This window comes from Nocardia sp. NPDC056100 (assembly GCF_042266325.1).
Taxonomy (GTDB): Bacteria; Actinomycetota; Actinomycetes; order Mycobacteriales; family Mycobacteriaceae; genus Nocardia.
This window is the reverse complement of sequence record NZ_JBHJVY010000001.1, coordinates 839,139-853,539: the sequence shown is the minus strand read 5'-3', so window position 1 is coordinate 853,539 and position 14,401 is coordinate 839,139. Positions and strand designations below refer to the sequence as shown.

15 protein-coding genes are annotated in these 14,401 nt (G+C 67.2%); 4 read left to right on the top strand and 11 right to left on the bottom strand.

The genetic code is table 11. From position 1 onward, the window contains the following. Positions 1 to 23 precede the first annotated feature (23 nt). From ACFC0O_RS04040 to ACFC0O_RS04025, 4 genes are read left to right on the top strand one after another with little or no spacing between them, the layout of a single operon-like run. On the top strand, positions 24 to 461 hold the full coding sequence (locus tag ACFC0O_RS04040; RefSeq protein WP_375953633.1) for an SRPBCC family protein: 438 nt from the start codon (positions 24 to 26) through the stop codon (positions 459 to 461). Next, positions 461 to 1,153, top strand: a complete 693-nt coding sequence (locus ACFC0O_RS04035; RefSeq protein ID WP_375953631.1) for an ABC transporter ATP-binding protein — start codon at positions 461 to 463, stop codon at positions 1,151 to 1,153. The genes ACFC0O_RS04040 and ACFC0O_RS04035 overlap by 1 nt, the downstream gene beginning before the upstream one ends. Next, complete coding sequence (locus tag ACFC0O_RS04030) at positions 1,150 to 3,648, top strand: ABC transporter permease (RefSeq protein ID WP_375953629.1); 2,499 nt, start codon at positions 1,150 to 1,152, stop codon at positions 3,646 to 3,648. The genes ACFC0O_RS04035 and ACFC0O_RS04030 overlap by 4 nt, the downstream gene beginning before the upstream one ends. Positions 3,649 to 3,663: 15 nt before the next feature. Further along, the gene (locus ACFC0O_RS04025; RefSeq protein WP_375953628.1) at positions 3,664 to 4,140 is read left to right on the top strand and encodes a hypothetical protein; all 477 of its coding nucleotides are present in this window, start codon (positions 3,664 to 3,666) and stop codon (positions 4,138 to 4,140) included. A 3-nt stretch (positions 4,141 to 4,143) separates the two neighbouring features. Here the strand turns inward: ACFC0O_RS04025 and ACFC0O_RS04020 are convergent, their stop codons facing one another. The 11 genes from ACFC0O_RS04020 to ACFC0O_RS03970 form a co-directional block, all read right to left on the bottom strand. After that, on the bottom strand, positions 4,144 to 4,392 hold the full coding sequence (locus ACFC0O_RS04020; RefSeq protein WP_364632222.1) for a hypothetical protein: 249 nt from the start codon (positions 4,390 to 4,392) through the stop codon (positions 4,144 to 4,146). Between the two features lie 43 nt (positions 4,393 to 4,435). After that, the gene (locus ACFC0O_RS04015; protein ID WP_375953626.1) at positions 4,436 to 5,626 is read right to left on the bottom strand and encodes a Rieske 2Fe-2S domain-containing protein; all 1,191 of its coding nucleotides are present in this window, start codon (positions 5,624 to 5,626) and stop codon (positions 4,436 to 4,438) included. A gap of 123 nt (positions 5,627 to 5,749) precedes the next feature. Beyond that, positions 5,750 to 6,304 (bottom strand): LppP/LprE family lipoprotein, encoded by a 555-nt coding sequence (locus ACFC0O_RS04010; protein WP_375953624.1) that lies wholly within the window; start codon positions 6,302 to 6,304, stop codon positions 5,750 to 5,752. Positions 6,305 to 6,372: 68 nt separating this feature from the next. Next, complete coding sequence (locus tag ACFC0O_RS04005; RefSeq protein ID WP_375953622.1) at positions 6,373 to 7,605, bottom strand: FAD-dependent monooxygenase; 1,233 nt, start codon at positions 7,603 to 7,605, stop codon at positions 6,373 to 6,375. A 76-nt stretch (positions 7,606 to 7,681) separates the two neighbouring features. Then, complete coding sequence (locus ACFC0O_RS04000) at positions 7,682 to 7,882, bottom strand: hypothetical protein (RefSeq protein WP_375953620.1); 201 nt, start codon at positions 7,880 to 7,882, stop codon at positions 7,682 to 7,684. A 36-nt stretch (positions 7,883 to 7,918) separates the two neighbouring features. Then, positions 7,919 to 8,884 (bottom strand): DUF1152 domain-containing protein, encoded by a 966-nt coding sequence (locus ACFC0O_RS03995; RefSeq protein ID WP_375953618.1) that lies wholly within the window; start codon positions 8,882 to 8,884, stop codon positions 7,919 to 7,921. A 98-nt stretch (positions 8,885 to 8,982) separates the two neighbouring features. After that, positions 8,983 to 9,537 carry a DUF1990 family protein gene (locus ACFC0O_RS03990; RefSeq protein WP_375953616.1) on the bottom strand — a complete coding sequence of 185 codons (555 nt, stop codon included), beginning with the start codon at positions 9,535 to 9,537 and terminating at the stop codon, positions 8,983 to 8,985. 47 nt (positions 9,538 to 9,584) lie between these two features. Beyond that, a complete protein-coding gene (locus ACFC0O_RS03985; RefSeq protein WP_364632233.1) occupies positions 9,585 to 9,767 on the bottom strand; it encodes a hypothetical protein in 183 nt (60 codons plus the stop codon). A 63-nt stretch (positions 9,768 to 9,830) separates the two neighbouring features. Next, entirely contained in the window at positions 9,831 to 10,436 is a 606-nt protein-coding gene (locus ACFC0O_RS03980) for a hypothetical protein (RefSeq protein ID WP_375953614.1), read from the bottom strand. A 43-nt stretch (positions 10,437 to 10,479) separates the two neighbouring features. Further along, positions 10,480 to 11,919: a hypothetical protein gene (locus tag ACFC0O_RS03975; protein WP_375953613.1), complete on the bottom strand. Its 1,440-nt coding sequence runs from the start codon at positions 11,917 to 11,919 to the stop codon at positions 10,480 to 10,482. Positions 11,920 to 11,932: 13 nt separating this feature from the next. After that, positions 11,933 to 14,191 (bottom strand): tetratricopeptide repeat protein, encoded by a 2,259-nt coding sequence (locus tag ACFC0O_RS03970; protein ID WP_375953611.1) that lies wholly within the window; start codon positions 14,189 to 14,191, stop codon positions 11,933 to 11,935. Between the last annotated feature and the right edge of the window lie 210 nt (positions 14,192 to 14,401).

Here is a 14,401-nt window from a genome sequence, read left to right as displayed (position 1 = left end):
TTAGATTTAATTTAGGAGTTTTCATGGCGCATATAGAGGTCACGAAATTGATGAACGTGAACCCCGCCCGCCTGTATGCGACGATCGCCGACCCCTCCACCTGGGGGCAATGGTTCGCAATGCACGACACGTTCGTGGGGGAGCCGCCCAAGCAGATCGCTGTGAACAGCCGCATGGTGCAGAACGTGCATGTGCTGGGTATGTCGCACCGCGTCGAGCTGACCGTCACCTCCTTCCGGCCGCCCATGCACCTGGTGCTGTCCGGCAGCAGTGCGGCGGGTGTGGCCTGCGAATTCCGCTTCTCGGTGCGGCGGCAGGCGGGCGGTTCGGAACTGACGCTGTCGGGCGATTTCACCGGTCCCGCGTTGACCGGCGGGCTGATGCGGGCCGTGGACACCGATGTGGTCGCCAAACTCGAGGCGTCGCTGGACCGGCTCGCGGCGCTCGCCGAGGCGGCCTGATGCTCGAACTCGTCGACGTGGTGCGGGAATACCGCATCGGCGGTGCACCGGTGCGCGCGCTGGACGGGGTGAGCCTGCGCATCGACACCGGCGGTTTCGTCGCGGTGGTCGGGCCGTCCGGAGCGGGCAAGAGCACGCTGCTGCATCTGCTCGGGGCGCTGGACGTACCGGACAGCGGATCGATTCGCTTCCGGGGCACCGAGATCGGCGATTCGAGCGAGGAGCGGCGGGCCGAATTCCGGCGGCACGAGGTGGGATTCGTCTTCCAGTTCTTCAATCTGCTGCCGACGCTCACGGCCTGGGAGAACGTCGCCATTCCCAAGCTGTTGGACGGAATCCCGCTGCGGCGGGCACGAATTCGCGCTCTGGAGCTGCTGGACCTGGTCGGGCTGGGCGATCGAGCCGCACATCGGCCCGCCGAACTCTCCGGCGGCCAGATGCAGCGGGTGGCGGTCGCGCGAGCGCTCATGATGGACCCGCCGCTGATCCTGGCCGATGAACCGACCGGCAATCTCGACACCGTCACCGGCGCGGCGGTGCTTGCACTGCTCGCCGAGATCGCGCGCACCGGTGAGCGCGCGGTGGTGATGGTGACCCATGATGCGGAAGCCGCGGCGGCCACCGATCGCGTGATCCGTATGCGGGACGGGCGGATCGACGCCGATCCCGCCGGGGAAGGTGCGGTGCGATGATCGGTGTGCTGCTGGATCGAGCCCGACTGTTCGGTCTGCGTGAGGTGCTGGTGCATCGCGGGCGCACGATCGCCTCGATGACCGTGCTGGCGGTGTCGTCGTCATTCCTGGTGGCGGTGCTCGGATTGACCGGATCGCTGACCGGATCGATCAGCGGACTGGCCGAGAGCATTGCCGGCGATGCCGCCATCGAGGTCTCCGGCATCACCGATTCCGGTTTCGCACAACCGATTCGGGACGATATCGCGCGGGTGCCCGGTGTCGCGGCAGCGGTGCCGATGGTGCGCGCCGCACTGCCCGCCGGATCCGGGACGGCACTGCTGGTCGGCGCCGATGCGGGCGGGGTCGCGCTGCACAGCGATGTACAGGATGCGGTGCTCGATCAGCTGCCGCGCCTGCTGTCGGTGCCCGACGGGGTGCTGATCGGTCCGGGAATGGGCCGCTCCCGCGGCGATTCGCTGACGCTGGGCTCCGGCACGGTCACCGTGGCCGGGGTGTTGGACGACGGAACGCTGGCCAGGCTCAATGACGGGCATTTCGTACTGGCCCCACTGGCGTTGGCGCAGCGGCTGACCGGGCGCGCCGCACGCTTGGACGCGGTGCTGGTGACACTCGCCCCGGGGGCCGATCCGGCGGACGTGCGAGCGGGAGTCACCGCGGCCGTGGCCGGACGCGCGGTGATCGGCGATCCGATTCAGCGGGTGGCGCGGACCGGCAATGCGATTCGCATCGTCCGGTATATGACGCTCATGGGCGCGACAGCGGCCTTCGTGGTCGCCGCATTCCTCATCTACACCGCCATGAGCATGGCGATAACCCAACGCCGACAATCCATCTCGATGCTGCGCGCCATCGGCGGGCGGGGACGGTCACTGGTGGCGGATCTGCTCGTCGAGGCGGCCGTGCTGGGGCTGTGCGGCGGCATCGGGGGTGCGATCGTGGGAATCGTCATGGGACGCATCGCGGTCCGGAGTCTGCCCAACGTACTCGTGCAAACCGTGGAAACCCGTACGTACTACGTCTTTCCGATCCTCGCCGTGCCGATCGCGATTGTCGTCGCCGTCGTCACCAGTGTGCTGGCTTCGGCGGTGGCCGCGCATCAGGTCTACAAGGTTTCGCCCATCGAGGCGCTGGCGCCGGTCGAGGTGTCGCGCGCGGATCTGGTCCCGGGCTGGCTTCGGCTCGGAGCGGCGGTTCAGGTCGTATTCTGTTGCACCGCAACAGTTGTCATCATCGCTTCGGATCAGGAGATGCTGGTGTTCTCGGCCGCGGCGCTGGCGCTGTTCTTCGGCGCGGGCATCGGGCTGTGTTTCGTGGCCGCGGGACCGCTGGTGCGCCTGACGGCGCGCACGGCCGGAATCTTCGGGCCGCCGGGAGCATTGGCCGCGGCCACCGTGGCGCGTGCGCCACGCCGGGTCTGGGCAACGGTCATGACCGTGTTCATGGCCGTGGCCATCACGGTGACCATCACCGGATCCAACGCCGATATGATGGCCTCCGCGCGCGGTTCACTGGCCTCGGTATCGGAGGCCGACGCCTGGCTGGCCGCCGCGCCCGCCGATCAGCTGTCCGTCGGCCCGCTGCTCCCGGCGGATCTGGCCGCCAAGGCGGCCGCCGTACCCGGCGTGGAACGAATTGTGCCGGGGCAGTTGGCCTTCGCGGTTCTCGGTGATACCAAAGTGCTGCTCGATGGACTGGCCGACGGCACCGATCAACCCCTGTTCCAAGGGCTCACCGAACCGGTGCGGCGCGATCTGCTGGCCGGGCGCGGAGTGGTGCTGTCCCGGGATCTCGGCAAGAGCTTGAACGTGGGTGTCGGCGACAGCCTGGAATTGCAGACGCCGCACGGCGTGCGGCACACACCCGTATTGGCGCTGGTGCCGTACTTCTCGGTGCTGACCGGGACCGTCGGCATCGCACTGGATCTGATGCGCGAATGGTTCGATCGGCCCGGTGCGACCACCCTTCAGATCGATACCGCACCGGGGGCGGATAAGGCGGCGGTGCTCGACGGCCTGCGCGGCATCACTCCCGCGGGTGTGCACCTGTTCACGGGGGCGCAATCGCTGGCCGGGGTGGAATCGGCGCTGCGGCAGGGCAGTTCGGTCGGCACCGCCATGTGGATCATCGTGGTTCTCATCGCCGCGGTGGCGGTGCTCAACACCCTCACCCTGTCGGTGCTCGAACGCCGCCGCGAGCTGGGTGTGCTGCGAGCGCTGGGTGCGGGCCGCCGCTTCACACTGCGCACCATCCTGGCCGAGGCCGCGGGTATCGGGGCGGTCGGCGGATTGCTCGGGCTGGCGTTCGGATTGGCAGGCCAGTACTGCTACGACGCGGTGACGCCCGGCATTCTGAACTTCGACGTCGCCTACAGTCCCGCGCCGTTCGCGCTCCTATTCGCCTGTGGCGCACTGGTGCTGAGCTTGGCCGGTGCGATTCCGCCCGCCCTGCGCGCCACCCGGATACGCATTGTCGACGCCATCGCCGTCGACTGACCGAGAGGAATCGTGATGCCGCACCATCGGACGCCCGCCCTGCTGCTCGTCGCCCTCGCCGTGACCCTCACCGCCTCCTGCGCGGGTTCGGACCCCGCGCCCGCACCCGTCCGCACCACATCGGCGGCCGATCTGCCGCCCATACCCCTGCCCACCGCCGAACTGCTCAACGCGGCCGTACTGGGCCGAATGAATTCGGCCGCACCCGGATCCGGCCCCGCGGTCATCCAGGGCGCGGACGCCGACCCGGGCCTGCTGGAACGGCTCATCCGCACCGCCGCCGCCAACGGGATGACCATGACCATCACCAAGGTCGACTACGCGGGCAACGGCCTGCTCAATGCCTCGGCGACCGTCATTCTCAACGGCAGAACCCTGGACGGCGACACCGTCATTCCGTTCGTGGCGGAGGACGGCACCTGGAAACTTCAGAAGCAATGGGCCTGCCAAATGCTCACCAATGCGGGTCAATCCTCGCCCGCGTGCCCGTGACCGCTATTGCGAATCCACCGCGAGCAATCCGAATCGGCTGACGCTGGCGTGGTTGTGGCCGTCCACGCTGGTGATCACCACTTCGGCGGGGTTGGTGAGTGCGATGCAGCAGTAGTTGTCACCGTCGCGCTGTACCGCGATGGACAGCAGGCGGAGGTGGTTTTCCCGCTGCCAGGTGTCGATGTCCTCGTAAAGTCCACGCATGGACGGGTTTTCGAAGTAGACGAGGTTGTGCTTGTTGGCGTCCGACATGGAGGTCTCCGTTCACGACGCGGAGGTTTCCGCCCCATCAACCCTACGTCGGGGTGGGATCCTGGTCGGTTCGTTGCCGGAGGTTCTCGGCGACCTCGGCCTCCCAAGCCTCATTGGCCTTGGCGGTGTCGACCTCGAATTCGAAGCGGCGCACCATTTTCGGGTCGATATCGGCGACATCCACGTAGAACTGGTCGTACCAGCGGCGGAGTTGGTAGACCGGGCCGTCCTCCTCGGTCAGCAGTGGATTGTCGATCTTGGATTTGTGTTTCCAGATCTCGACGTCCTGGAGGAAGCCCTCGCCGAAGCCGTCGGCGGTCTTGCGCGCCAGGCGATCCGCGGTCGCGTCGTCCACGCCCTGCGGTTTGCGCAGCGTGATGCCCCACTGCAACATGAAGGAGTCCTGGGTGATGGGGTAGTGGCAGTTGATCAGCACGCTGTCGACGGTGAATCCGCTGTAGCTGTTGGTGAGCGGATTGATCATGTACGACGGACCGTGGTACGCGGCAACGGATTTCAGCAGTGCGTCGCCCGCGTACTTGGTGCCCATGCCGATATCCGGGCGGGCCTTGGTCTCCAGGAACTGGGTCGCGATATGACCTTCCATGACGTTCTTGAAGTAGGTGGGATAGGCGTAGTGGATGTAGAAGAAGTGCGCCATATCGACCACGTTGTCGATGATCTCGCGACAGTTCGCGCCCTCGATCAGCAGTGAATTCCAGGTCCAGTCGGTCCAGGCGCTGTCGTGCCGGTCGGTGCCCTTGCCGTCGGCATCGGTGTAGGGGCCCTCGATGTACGGGATCGTCACCTCGTCCGGCGGCGGATTGCCCTCGTGGTCATGCCAGATGAACAGTTGGCCATTGCGTTCCAGTGTGGTCCAGGAGCGAGTCCGGGCCAGCGGTGGTACGCGCCGGGCGTACGGGATGCCGGTGCATTTGCCATTGCCGCCCCAGCGCCAATCGTGGAACGGGCAGGCGATCGAATCGCCTTTGATCTCACCCATGCTCAGATCGCCGCCGAGATGACGGCAGTAGCCGTCGAGCACCTGTAGCCGACCGGCGCTGTCGGCGAACACCACGAGTTTGGTGTCGAAGATCTGGATGGCATGCGGCTGTCCATCGCGGAAGGGTTCGGCGAGTCCGAGGCAGTGCCAGCCGCGGGCGAAGCGCGTCGGCGCCGCGCCCACATCGATCTCGCGGATCTTCCCGCCTCGTCCCTGCGCTGTGACCGTCATGGCGACCTCCCTGGTTCGTGTACTAGAACACGTTACAAAAGAAGGGTCGGTTGCGCCACAAAACCGCCCGTTCACCTCGAGTATGGCGAACTGGCATCAAGTAGAACAGGTTCTAGATGATTGCTACGTGTGCGGCGGGAACTGACCGTTCGCGGTGACCGTGGTGCCGTTCAGGGTGTAGGTGACCACGCTGGGACCACCCTGCGGGCAGCACATGGGATCGGTGTCGTTGAGCCAGTGGTACGTCGCCGCGACGGTGTTGCGGTTCTTCTCGTCGACCATCGTGTACATGTACGGCTCGGAGGTCGCGGTGCCCAGATACGTGCCATTGGTGAAGAACAGAATGTGCGTATACGGGTGATTCGTATCGGTATTGACCGTCATCCACGACAGCACCCCCGCGCACCCCGCCTCGATGGACGCATTGCTCGCCGTACCGACCGACCACGCCCCGATCGGAGCCGCACCCAATCTGCTCACCGCCGACCGGGCGAGCGCGGAATTCACATCCAGGCACAAACCATGCCCGCTACCCTCCGGAGCCGACCGCTGCTGCTGTGCCACCGGTTCCGGCGACCCGGCCTGCGAAGCCGATCCACAACCGGCCACCGACAGTGCGATACCCGCCGCGATCAGAGCCGGTACGGTCCGCGCGATTCCCCGCCAAATGTGCGTCACACTGAAGAGATCGGGCGCGCGCGACGCGGTGTTATCGAATACCCGCAGGCCACACCCATTACGACGGGTTACCGCGGATACTCCGGCAACGGATACTCGCGCTGTTTGCCGATCAGCCGGGTGAGCGCTACCCGCAGCGGATGCAGCGGTCGCGAGGTGAGCGCCCCGAGCACGGCGAGCGTCATCCGCACCCCGCGCGCGGTTTCCGGATGCCGCAGGCGAACCTGCTGTTCGGTGCCCTTCTGGATCTCGGTGACCAAGGGACGCAGCAGTTCCTCGTACCGGTCGAAGGCGCGGGTGTGATCGGCAGGGCTCGCGGCGAGCTCACCGGCCAGCAGGTACGCGCCGGTGATGGCCAGGGCGGTACCCATCCCGGTCATGGGCGAGCCGCAGCAGGCGGCATCGCCGAGCAACACCACCCGGCCGCGTGACCAACGTGGCATCCGAACTCGCGCCACCTCGTCGAAATAGAAGTCGGGGGCCTGCGCCGTGGCTTCCAGGATCGAGGGCACCACCCAGCCGGATCCCGCCAGGCGATCACGGATGAGGCGCTGCTGGGCGGCGGTATCACCGCGCAAGCTGTCATCGGCGGGGATGCGGGTGGACAGGATCGCCATGGAGGTCGCCGGGTTCGGATCCGGTCGCACCGCGACCGTACTGCCCGGGACGGGATAGACACCGACCCAACCGGTTTCGAGTCCGGTGCCGGGCGGGGTGGGGATGGTGAAGAAGCCGATATACGCGCCGAGATATTCGACGAACTGCTCGCGCGGGCCGAAAACCTGTGCGCGCGTTGACGAATTCAAGCCATCGGCACCGATCACCAGATCGAAGCCGGACGATGCGCCGGAGGCGAAGCGCACCCGGACCGTGCGATCATCCTGGGTCAGCTCCTCGATCCAGTCGCCGTAGCGGTAGTCCAGGACGCCGGATTCCGCTGGCAACGCGGCGATTTCGTCCAGGAGTACCCGGTTGAGATCGCCTCGGCTGATCTCGATATCGGCGATGAAGCCCTCGCCGCCGAACATTTCGGCGGGCATGCGCGCTCGTCCGCGTCCGCGAGCATCGACGAAAACCATGCCGCGCTCATCGAGTCGATGCCGGGCGATGCCCGGCATCAGTCCCATGCGTTCGGCGACCTCACGGCTCGGGCCGCGCAGATCCACCGCCTGTCCGCCGGGGCGCGGCGCGTTCGCGCGTTCGACGACGGTGGTGTCGATGCCCGCTCGCAAAAGCTGTAGGGCGACCGCGTTTCCCGCGATTCCGCCGCCGCACACCAGCACCCGTATCGAACCGGACATGGTTGAACCCCCTGTGATGTCATCCCCGCCGGTTCACTATTTCAATGGGTTCCGCGAGCGGACAAGGCGCTGTTCGTCACAGCGCCTGATCGTCCGCGCGTTTCGCGCGGCAGGTGCGGCATCCCCACCGCTGCTCTCGTCGAATGCAGCCGCCGAGAATGATTTCGCCGCGTGCGGCGCGCTCCCGTGCTGCCCGCGCGGGTTTGCCGTAGGCGATGCGGGTCATCACCTCACCGCATTCCGGGCATGGAGGCGGATCGGCGCTCTCTTCCGTCATGATGACCACCTTTCTGAATGGTGTTGTGCTTCAGGCTCAATGGGGAATCGCGGTGGCGGGCCGGGGCGCGGGGCGGGAGGTGAGGTGGGCTTCGATGAGTTGTGCGACCTGGTAGGAGTGTTCGGTTGGTTCGAGGAGTGGGAGATAGTCGACCATTCGGGCCAGGGCGGGAAGGTCGACGGTCAAATACATTGCCATGAGCGGGTTTACGAATAGTTCGGAGCCCGCGGTGCGGTCGGTGGCGTGCACATCGCCGAATTCGCCGCGCAGGGCGCTCGCGATTTGCGAGTGGACCACGGTCGGGCGCAGTGGGGTTTCGTTCAGGGCATGCACGACGGCGGCGAAATAGGCCGCGCCTTCGGGACTGTCGGATGGGATGGAGAGTGCGCCCAGGAATGCGTGCTGCTGTTGCAGGGCGGCGAGATTCTCCAGGACGTGTGCGTGGCAGACGCCGTGATAGGCGTCGATGCCGAAACCGATCGAGACCACCAGCCGGGTGAGGCCGTCGAACGGGGCGACCGCGGCGAGGCTGGTCATATCCTCCTGCGGGGTGCCGAGTCCGGCCTCATCACCGCGCAGCAGGATATCGGTGCCGCCGTCCACCAGGACCAGGGCGTCGACGCCCAGATGTGCGATCAGTCCGGCGTAGGCCGCGCGCAGCGGTCGCACACCGGATTTCGGGAACGCGTACACGATCGGTTCGCGGCCGGTGCTCGCCAGCCAGCGAGCCAGCGTGCGTTCGGGGAAGTAGTCGTCATTGCCGGTCGTCTCCGGGGTGACCGCTGCGACGCCGGGGAGCAGCCAGTCCTCGAGTGGGGTCCGGCGCAGATCGCTGAACGACAGGTTCGCCAGGTGAACTCGCTTACCGAGGCCCTCCAGCGCCACCGCGAGCGGCAGGCCGCCGTAGATGTCGAATCCGCCGCCCGCCCCGGCGATCAGCACCCTGGAGGCGTCTCGCAGCCGGGTGAACAGGGGCGGCTCGGCTAAGCTGAACGAAGTCACCCCCGCCATGATGGTCACCGAAACGATTCGGTGCCAGCGGGTTTCGCTCCGGAGGGCGCGGCCGCATCGGATGGCGCTCCCGCTGGAACCTGGGCCGCTCAGTACCTCGGGGCGAGGGCGCGCAGGTAGCGGCGGCGATAACGGCGCTGGGCCACCAGGAGCAGCGGGAACAGGAATCGCCAAGGCGATGTCGCGGCGGGTCGGGTCAGTGAGCGCAGGGTCAGGGAGACAGCGCCATTGGGGGAGCGGTGCACGATGAACGCCTCCTCGCCCGAGACCGGATGCCCGGGCAGGGTGCCGTAGGCGAAGCCGCAGCGGATGAGGGTTTCCACCACCGCGACCACCCGGGCGGGTTCGTGAATCTCGAGGGGACCGAAGGCCGCGGTGATCCGATAGTCGTTGCCCGCGGTGGCGCGGATATCCGGACCGGAGCGGCATTCCACTCGGAATCCGCTGCGCCGCTTGACCTCCCAGTTCAACACCGCATCGCAGGCGGTGCGCCAATCGGCTTCGCCGTGGCCGATGCCGACGGTGTGCTCATAGCGCCGGAATCCGGGCGGGGTGGCGGGCCAGACGGGTTCGGCGGGCCGGGTGCCGCCGGCCGGTGCGTAGCTCAGCGCCACGACCGTGGTCGCGGATTCGTCTTCGGACATATCGCACTCCCTCCCCTCGATGGATCACCGCGTTCAGGCTATCGAGGTCAGGAGTAATCGCGGAAGGTCATCAGGAAGCCCGCGATCGCCATGACGAATAGGGCGATCCACAGGACGATGCGCACTCCGAGCCACGGCAGGTCGCGCACCCACAGCCCGGTGATCATGACGGTGAGCAACATCAGCACGCCGTAGAAAGGTGTGCGCTGGGGATGTTGTCCCAGTCTCATAGTGCCTGGATACTCCTGTTCGGCCGAACCCGCCACCACCCCCGGTGGCGACGCCGAGCCGGATCAACCGCGTCCGATCGCGGGCCGGTCCGGATGATCCCAGGCCACCCGCAGACCCGGCTCCTCCAACTGCTGCTGCTCGAGCAGCGCGGGAATGGTGAACTGCGATTCGGCGGCGGTGCGCCGGCGCAGCGCGGCCTCGGACATGCGCAGTCCCACGGTGACATCGAAATCGAGGCCGCGCCCGAGCAGCATGGGACCGGCGATCAACAGGATCGTGCCGGGCAGCGCCGTGCGAATCCGCGCGCGAGCCGAGCGATCGGTGTGCTCGTTCCACAGCGCCGGAAGCCACCGCCCGCTGTCCCGAAGCGGTGTGAGCACTTCACGATTCAAGGCCGCGTAGTCGAACCACCCGGTGCGATAGGTGTATTCGTCCTCCCGATCGAATTCCAGCCGCACCGAGGCCGGTCGCACGAAATCGTGTAGCGCCACCACCTCGGCGGGTCGTCCACCGTCCCGCAGTAGTTCGGCCACCGCGGTCGCGAAGGACACCGGATCGGCCGCGTCCGCACCGTCCACCGCCAGCACCGCGTAGCCGGTCAGCTCGTTCGCGCGGTCCGCGACCAGCCGGGCCAGGGCATTCGGGGTAATGGCGGTGAACTCGGGCATCTGCCCATCATGGTGGATTCGGGGCGGCGCGGACTCGGTCGGGTCAGCGATACTCGGCCAGTCGAGGGTGGACGCCCAGCCCGATCAGCACGAGGATGGCGGTCGCGCCGCCGAGCGGCAGCCAATTGTTCCAGCCCGCGAGCGCGGCCTCGGCCCTGTCGATCGACGCGTCGAAGGCCCGCTGATTGATATCGATGGTGGCGACCAGTGCGGTGTCGTAGGTGGTGAAATCCGCGTTGGATCGACCCGTGCACAGTGCGATCGCCGCGCGTGGATCGGTATGCGACAGCGCGCGGATATCGTGATCGTCGTGCTGATACGCCAGGTAGGCGACGAGCGCCGCGGTGGCGGCATCGCGCTCACCTGGAAAGGTGATGTTGCGCAGTTCTTTTCCGAAGAAGGAATCGGGGTTCATCCATACCTCGCCGGTGCGCCGATACGCGGCGACCGCGCTGTCCAGGGTGGCGGCGTAATCGTCGACGCCGTGCGCGGGGATATCGGTCAGCCGCTGGGACGCCTCGAAGTACGCCTGCTGATGCGCGGCGGCGTGATCGGGGTCGAGCAGATAGCGGCTCTCATCGGCATTGGCGCTGTAGCCGACCGCCCGCGCCTGGCGCAGGGCGAGCAGGGAATCGAAGGCGTCACCTTTGGCGATGGTGAGTTCTTTTGCGGCCGTGGCGTTTCCGGCATAGCCCCCGATGAGCAGGGCGGCGGTAATCGCGGTCGCGGCGGCCAATGCGGGATTGACGCGGCGGCGCATGGTCACCCTGAGCAGAATCTGCAGGCCGATCAGCGTGACGAGCGCGAGTGCGCCGAGCAGCACGATCCGCACGCGTGCGGCAACCGTCGTGTGTTCGGCTGCCCGGTAGGAGTTTTCGAGCACCGCGCCATTGGTGTCGGCCAATCGCTGAGCTCGCGTGAGCAGGTCCGGCACCAATCCGGTGGCAGCGCGATAGGCCACGAGGGTGCGTTCGGAGGGCTTGCCCGCCGGACCGGAATCCAGGTCCGCCAGCTGAACGGCAGCGGCGGCCAGGGCAACGTACCGCCCGAAGCGGTCGAGCAGTTCTCGGATCGCGGTGGCGGCATCCGTGCCGGTCGCGATGGTCATGGCCTGCTGTAGGTCGGCATCGGCCTGCAGACGTCGCTGTTCATATCCGGTCCGGGCCGCCGACCGTACCGCCGCAAGACTCGAATCATTACCGGCGAGAAGAATATTCGCGAGTTGCGCGTCCATATCGGCCATCGCGAAATGGAGGTCCTCGGTGGCCGCGACCGTCGGCGCGGTGCGGTGGCCGATCACCTCGATGCCGTCCCGGGTGGAGCCCGCGTTCCCGACCAGGAACACCGATGTGAGCACGATGAGCAGTGCTGCGGGGATCGTGAGATATCGGATCCAAGCCGGAATGTCGGCTCGATCGGGGAGCCGGTCGCGGGTGCGGTCGATCGCGCCGCGGACCGGGTTGCCCCGGGTGGTGGTTGTCATCGAACGTCGCCTCTCACACCCAGCTCACTGGCCGAATCGCATTGGCCTGGTTGACCAGATCGCGACGGGTGACCCGGTCCGGGGCCAGTCGTGCGAGCTCCCGATACCGCGCCTCGAGGGCGCGACGCAGTGCGGTCTCATCGCACGGGCACTCCAGTACCCGGGTGGTCGCGGGCGGTCGCGCCGATCCGGTCGCCAACGTCAGTGCCGCGTCCAGGACGGCGATACCGTTGCGCGCCTTCGCTTCCGGGTCCAAGCCCAAGGTGGTGAGTCGCTGTCCCGCCGCGATCAGATAGGTTGCGTCGTGACCTTGGAGACCACCCGAGATCTGCGTGCGCAGCGCCGCCAGCTGCGCGGCGAGATAATGGCTGGAGCTGGCAGGGACCGATTCGGCGGCCGCTATCGCGCCGTCGATATCGCCGTCGTGCGCACGGGTGCGGACCAGGCCGAACGCCGCGCTCGCATAGGTGTGATCCGTGCGCCACACCTGCTCGTAAAGCCCGGCGGCCGTGCGTGTATCGCCCGCGCATTCGGCGGCGGCCGCGAACGCCAGTTTGCCGGCGTGCTCGCCCGGCAGCAGATAGTAGACGGTATCGAAGAGTTCGCGGGCGATGGCAGGCTCCCGGGCGGCCAGCGCCGCCAGCGCGCGATGCCAGATGATCCGCCAGTCCGCGTGCTCGGATGCCTCGAGTGCGGCCAGATCCGCTGCCGCGAAGTCGAAATGACCGATCTCGATGCGGGCGCGGACGCGCGCGAAAATCACCTCGGGGGAGCTGGACGGCACGGATTCGAGCGCCTGCAGGAGCAGTCGCGGATCGGCGACCGTGGTGGTCGCGAGCAGTCGCGCCGCCGGATCGCCCGGATCGATCAGCGGGATCGGCAGGGCCGCCGCGATCACGGCCGCGTCGGGGACCGCGGGCCAGGTCGCCGGATCGATGCCGAAAGTACTTCGCTCGCCGCTGAATACGGTCGAGACCGCGGGATGCGGTAGCGCGTCCTGCGCTGCCACCACCTCGCGCAGTACACCGGTCAATTGCTCGCCCATTTCGGCGGCGGAGGCGAAACGTTCCGATGGCTCGGCGGCGGTGGCGCGATCCAGCAGTCGATGGAAGGACGGAAACTGTTCCAGTAGCGGTACTTCCGCTGCCGAGGGCAGCGAGTACCGGTGCAGGCCCCGGTAGTCGAAGTTGAAGCTCAGCACCGCCAATGTGCGTGCCACCGTGAACAGGTCCGATTCCACCGACGCTCCATCGGCTTCCAGTTCGGGCGCGCAGTAACCGTCGGTCTTGTAGCCCGCGCTGTCCTGATCGTCCATCCGCCGCACCGCGCCCAGATCGATCAGCTTGAGCTGTTCTTCGGTTTGAATCACATTGTCCGGCTTGAAATCGCAGTACAGCAGGCCCATCGAATGCAGGTATCCGAGTGCGGGCAGGATCTCCAGCATGTAGGCCAGCGCCTGCGGCAATGGCAAGGGGCGCAGCGCATTCGACTCGTCCCGTGCCGATCGCAGCTCTTTGAGTGAGGCGCCGCCGATGTACTCCATCACGATGTACCCCACGGGCGCACCGGTCCGGGGATCGGGATGCCGCACGAAGTTGAAGATCTTCACGATATTCGGGTGCTCGACCCCGGCCAGGAACTGTCGCTCGGCCGCGGCGGCCGCCATGGCATCGGCGTCACCGCTGTCCAGCAGGCCCTTGAGCACCACCCAGCGATCGCTCACATTGTGATCACGCGCCAGATACACCCAGCCCAGCCCGCCGTGCGCGAGGCAGCCGAGGACCTCGTACTGACCGGCCACCAGATCACCGGATACGAGTTTGGGCGTAAACGAGTACCCGGTACCGCAGTTCCCGCAGAACCCGTCGGCGCGCCCCGGAGCATCCGCTCTGCCGCGACCGACGGGCTTGGAACAGTTGCTGCAGAAGCGATCTCGCTCCGGCACCCGGGGATCGGCCAGCACGGCGGTGGACGGATCCCGGTACGGCACTTCGGGAATCGACACCAGTCCCGCGCCGAGTCGTCCCCGGCTCGAACCGGCGGTGCGGGTGGATCGGGAGGAGGAACGGCTCGATCCGCGTCGACTCTGCCGCCCGGAGAGCGCCCCGGATCGGGCCGTGCCCGCCGACCGCCCGGACCGGGCGCTGAGCGGCCCGGACGCGATACCGCCCGGCATCTCGGGCAGCGGCGCGAGTCCGCACGAATCGCAGTATCCGTCCGCGATCGAACCCGAGCAGCCCGGTTGCCCGCAGGATCGCGTCACCGTGGTCATGGTCGCGCCCGCACGACGAGCCGGACCAAGGCCGCATCGGCCCCGGCGAATGCCAGCACTGGCCCCCCTGAAAAGCGCGAAACCCGGTGGGGCGCATCCCCATCACCGCTCATGCTGCCACCACTGCCCGTAAACGATTCGTAAGTATTTCCCGGAGCGGCATTTCCGGCGTTCGGGCAGGTCGCGCGGTTGCCGCCGGTGTCCGGTTGT

Bases quoted from the DNA above. Each gene is read 5' to 3' on its own strand.
- ACFC0O_RS04015 (WP_375953626.1), bottom strand. From the start codon at position 5,626: ATGACGGTCACAGCGCAGGGACGAGGCGGGAAGATCCGCGAGATCGAT.
- ACFC0O_RS03985 (WP_364632233.1), bottom strand. From the start codon at position 9,767: ATGAGACTGGGACAACATCCCCAGCGCACACCTTTCTACGGCGTGCTG.
- ACFC0O_RS03975 (WP_375953613.1), bottom strand. From the start codon at position 11,919: ATGACAACCACCACCCGGGGCAACCCGGTCCGCGGCGCGATCGACCGC.
- ACFC0O_RS03980 (WP_375953614.1), bottom strand. From the start codon at position 10,436: ATGCCCGAGTTCACCGCCATTACCCCGAATGCCCTGGCCCGGCTGGTC.
- ACFC0O_RS04040 (WP_375953633.1), top strand. From the start codon at position 24: ATGGCGCATATAGAGGTCACGAAATTGATGAACGTGAACCCCGCCCGC.
- ACFC0O_RS04025 (WP_375953628.1), top strand. From the start codon at position 3,664: ATGCCGCACCATCGGACGCCCGCCCTGCTGCTCGTCGCCCTCGCCGTG.
- ACFC0O_RS04000 (WP_375953620.1), bottom strand. From the start codon at position 7,882: ATGACGGAAGAGAGCGCCGATCCGCCTCCATGCCCGGAATGCGGTGAG.
- ACFC0O_RS03970 (WP_375953611.1), bottom strand. From the start codon at position 14,191: ATGACCACGGTGACGCGATCCTGCGGGCAACCGGGCTGCTCGGGTTCG.
- ACFC0O_RS04030 (WP_375953629.1), top strand. From the start codon at position 1,150: ATGATCGGTGTGCTGCTGGATCGAGCCCGACTGTTCGGTCTGCGTGAG.
- ACFC0O_RS04035 (WP_375953631.1), top strand. From the start codon at position 461: ATGCTCGAACTCGTCGACGTGGTGCGGGAATACCGCATCGGCGGTGCA.
- ACFC0O_RS04005 (WP_375953622.1), bottom strand. From the start codon at position 7,605: ATGTCCGGTTCGATACGGGTGCTGGTGTGCGGCGGCGGAATCGCGGGA.
- ACFC0O_RS04020 (WP_364632222.1), bottom strand. From the start codon at position 4,392: ATGTCGGACGCCAACAAGCACAACCTCGTCTACTTCGAAAACCCGTCC.
- ACFC0O_RS03990 (WP_375953616.1), bottom strand. From the start codon at position 9,537: ATGTCCGAAGACGAATCCGCGACCACGGTCGTGGCGCTGAGCTACGCA.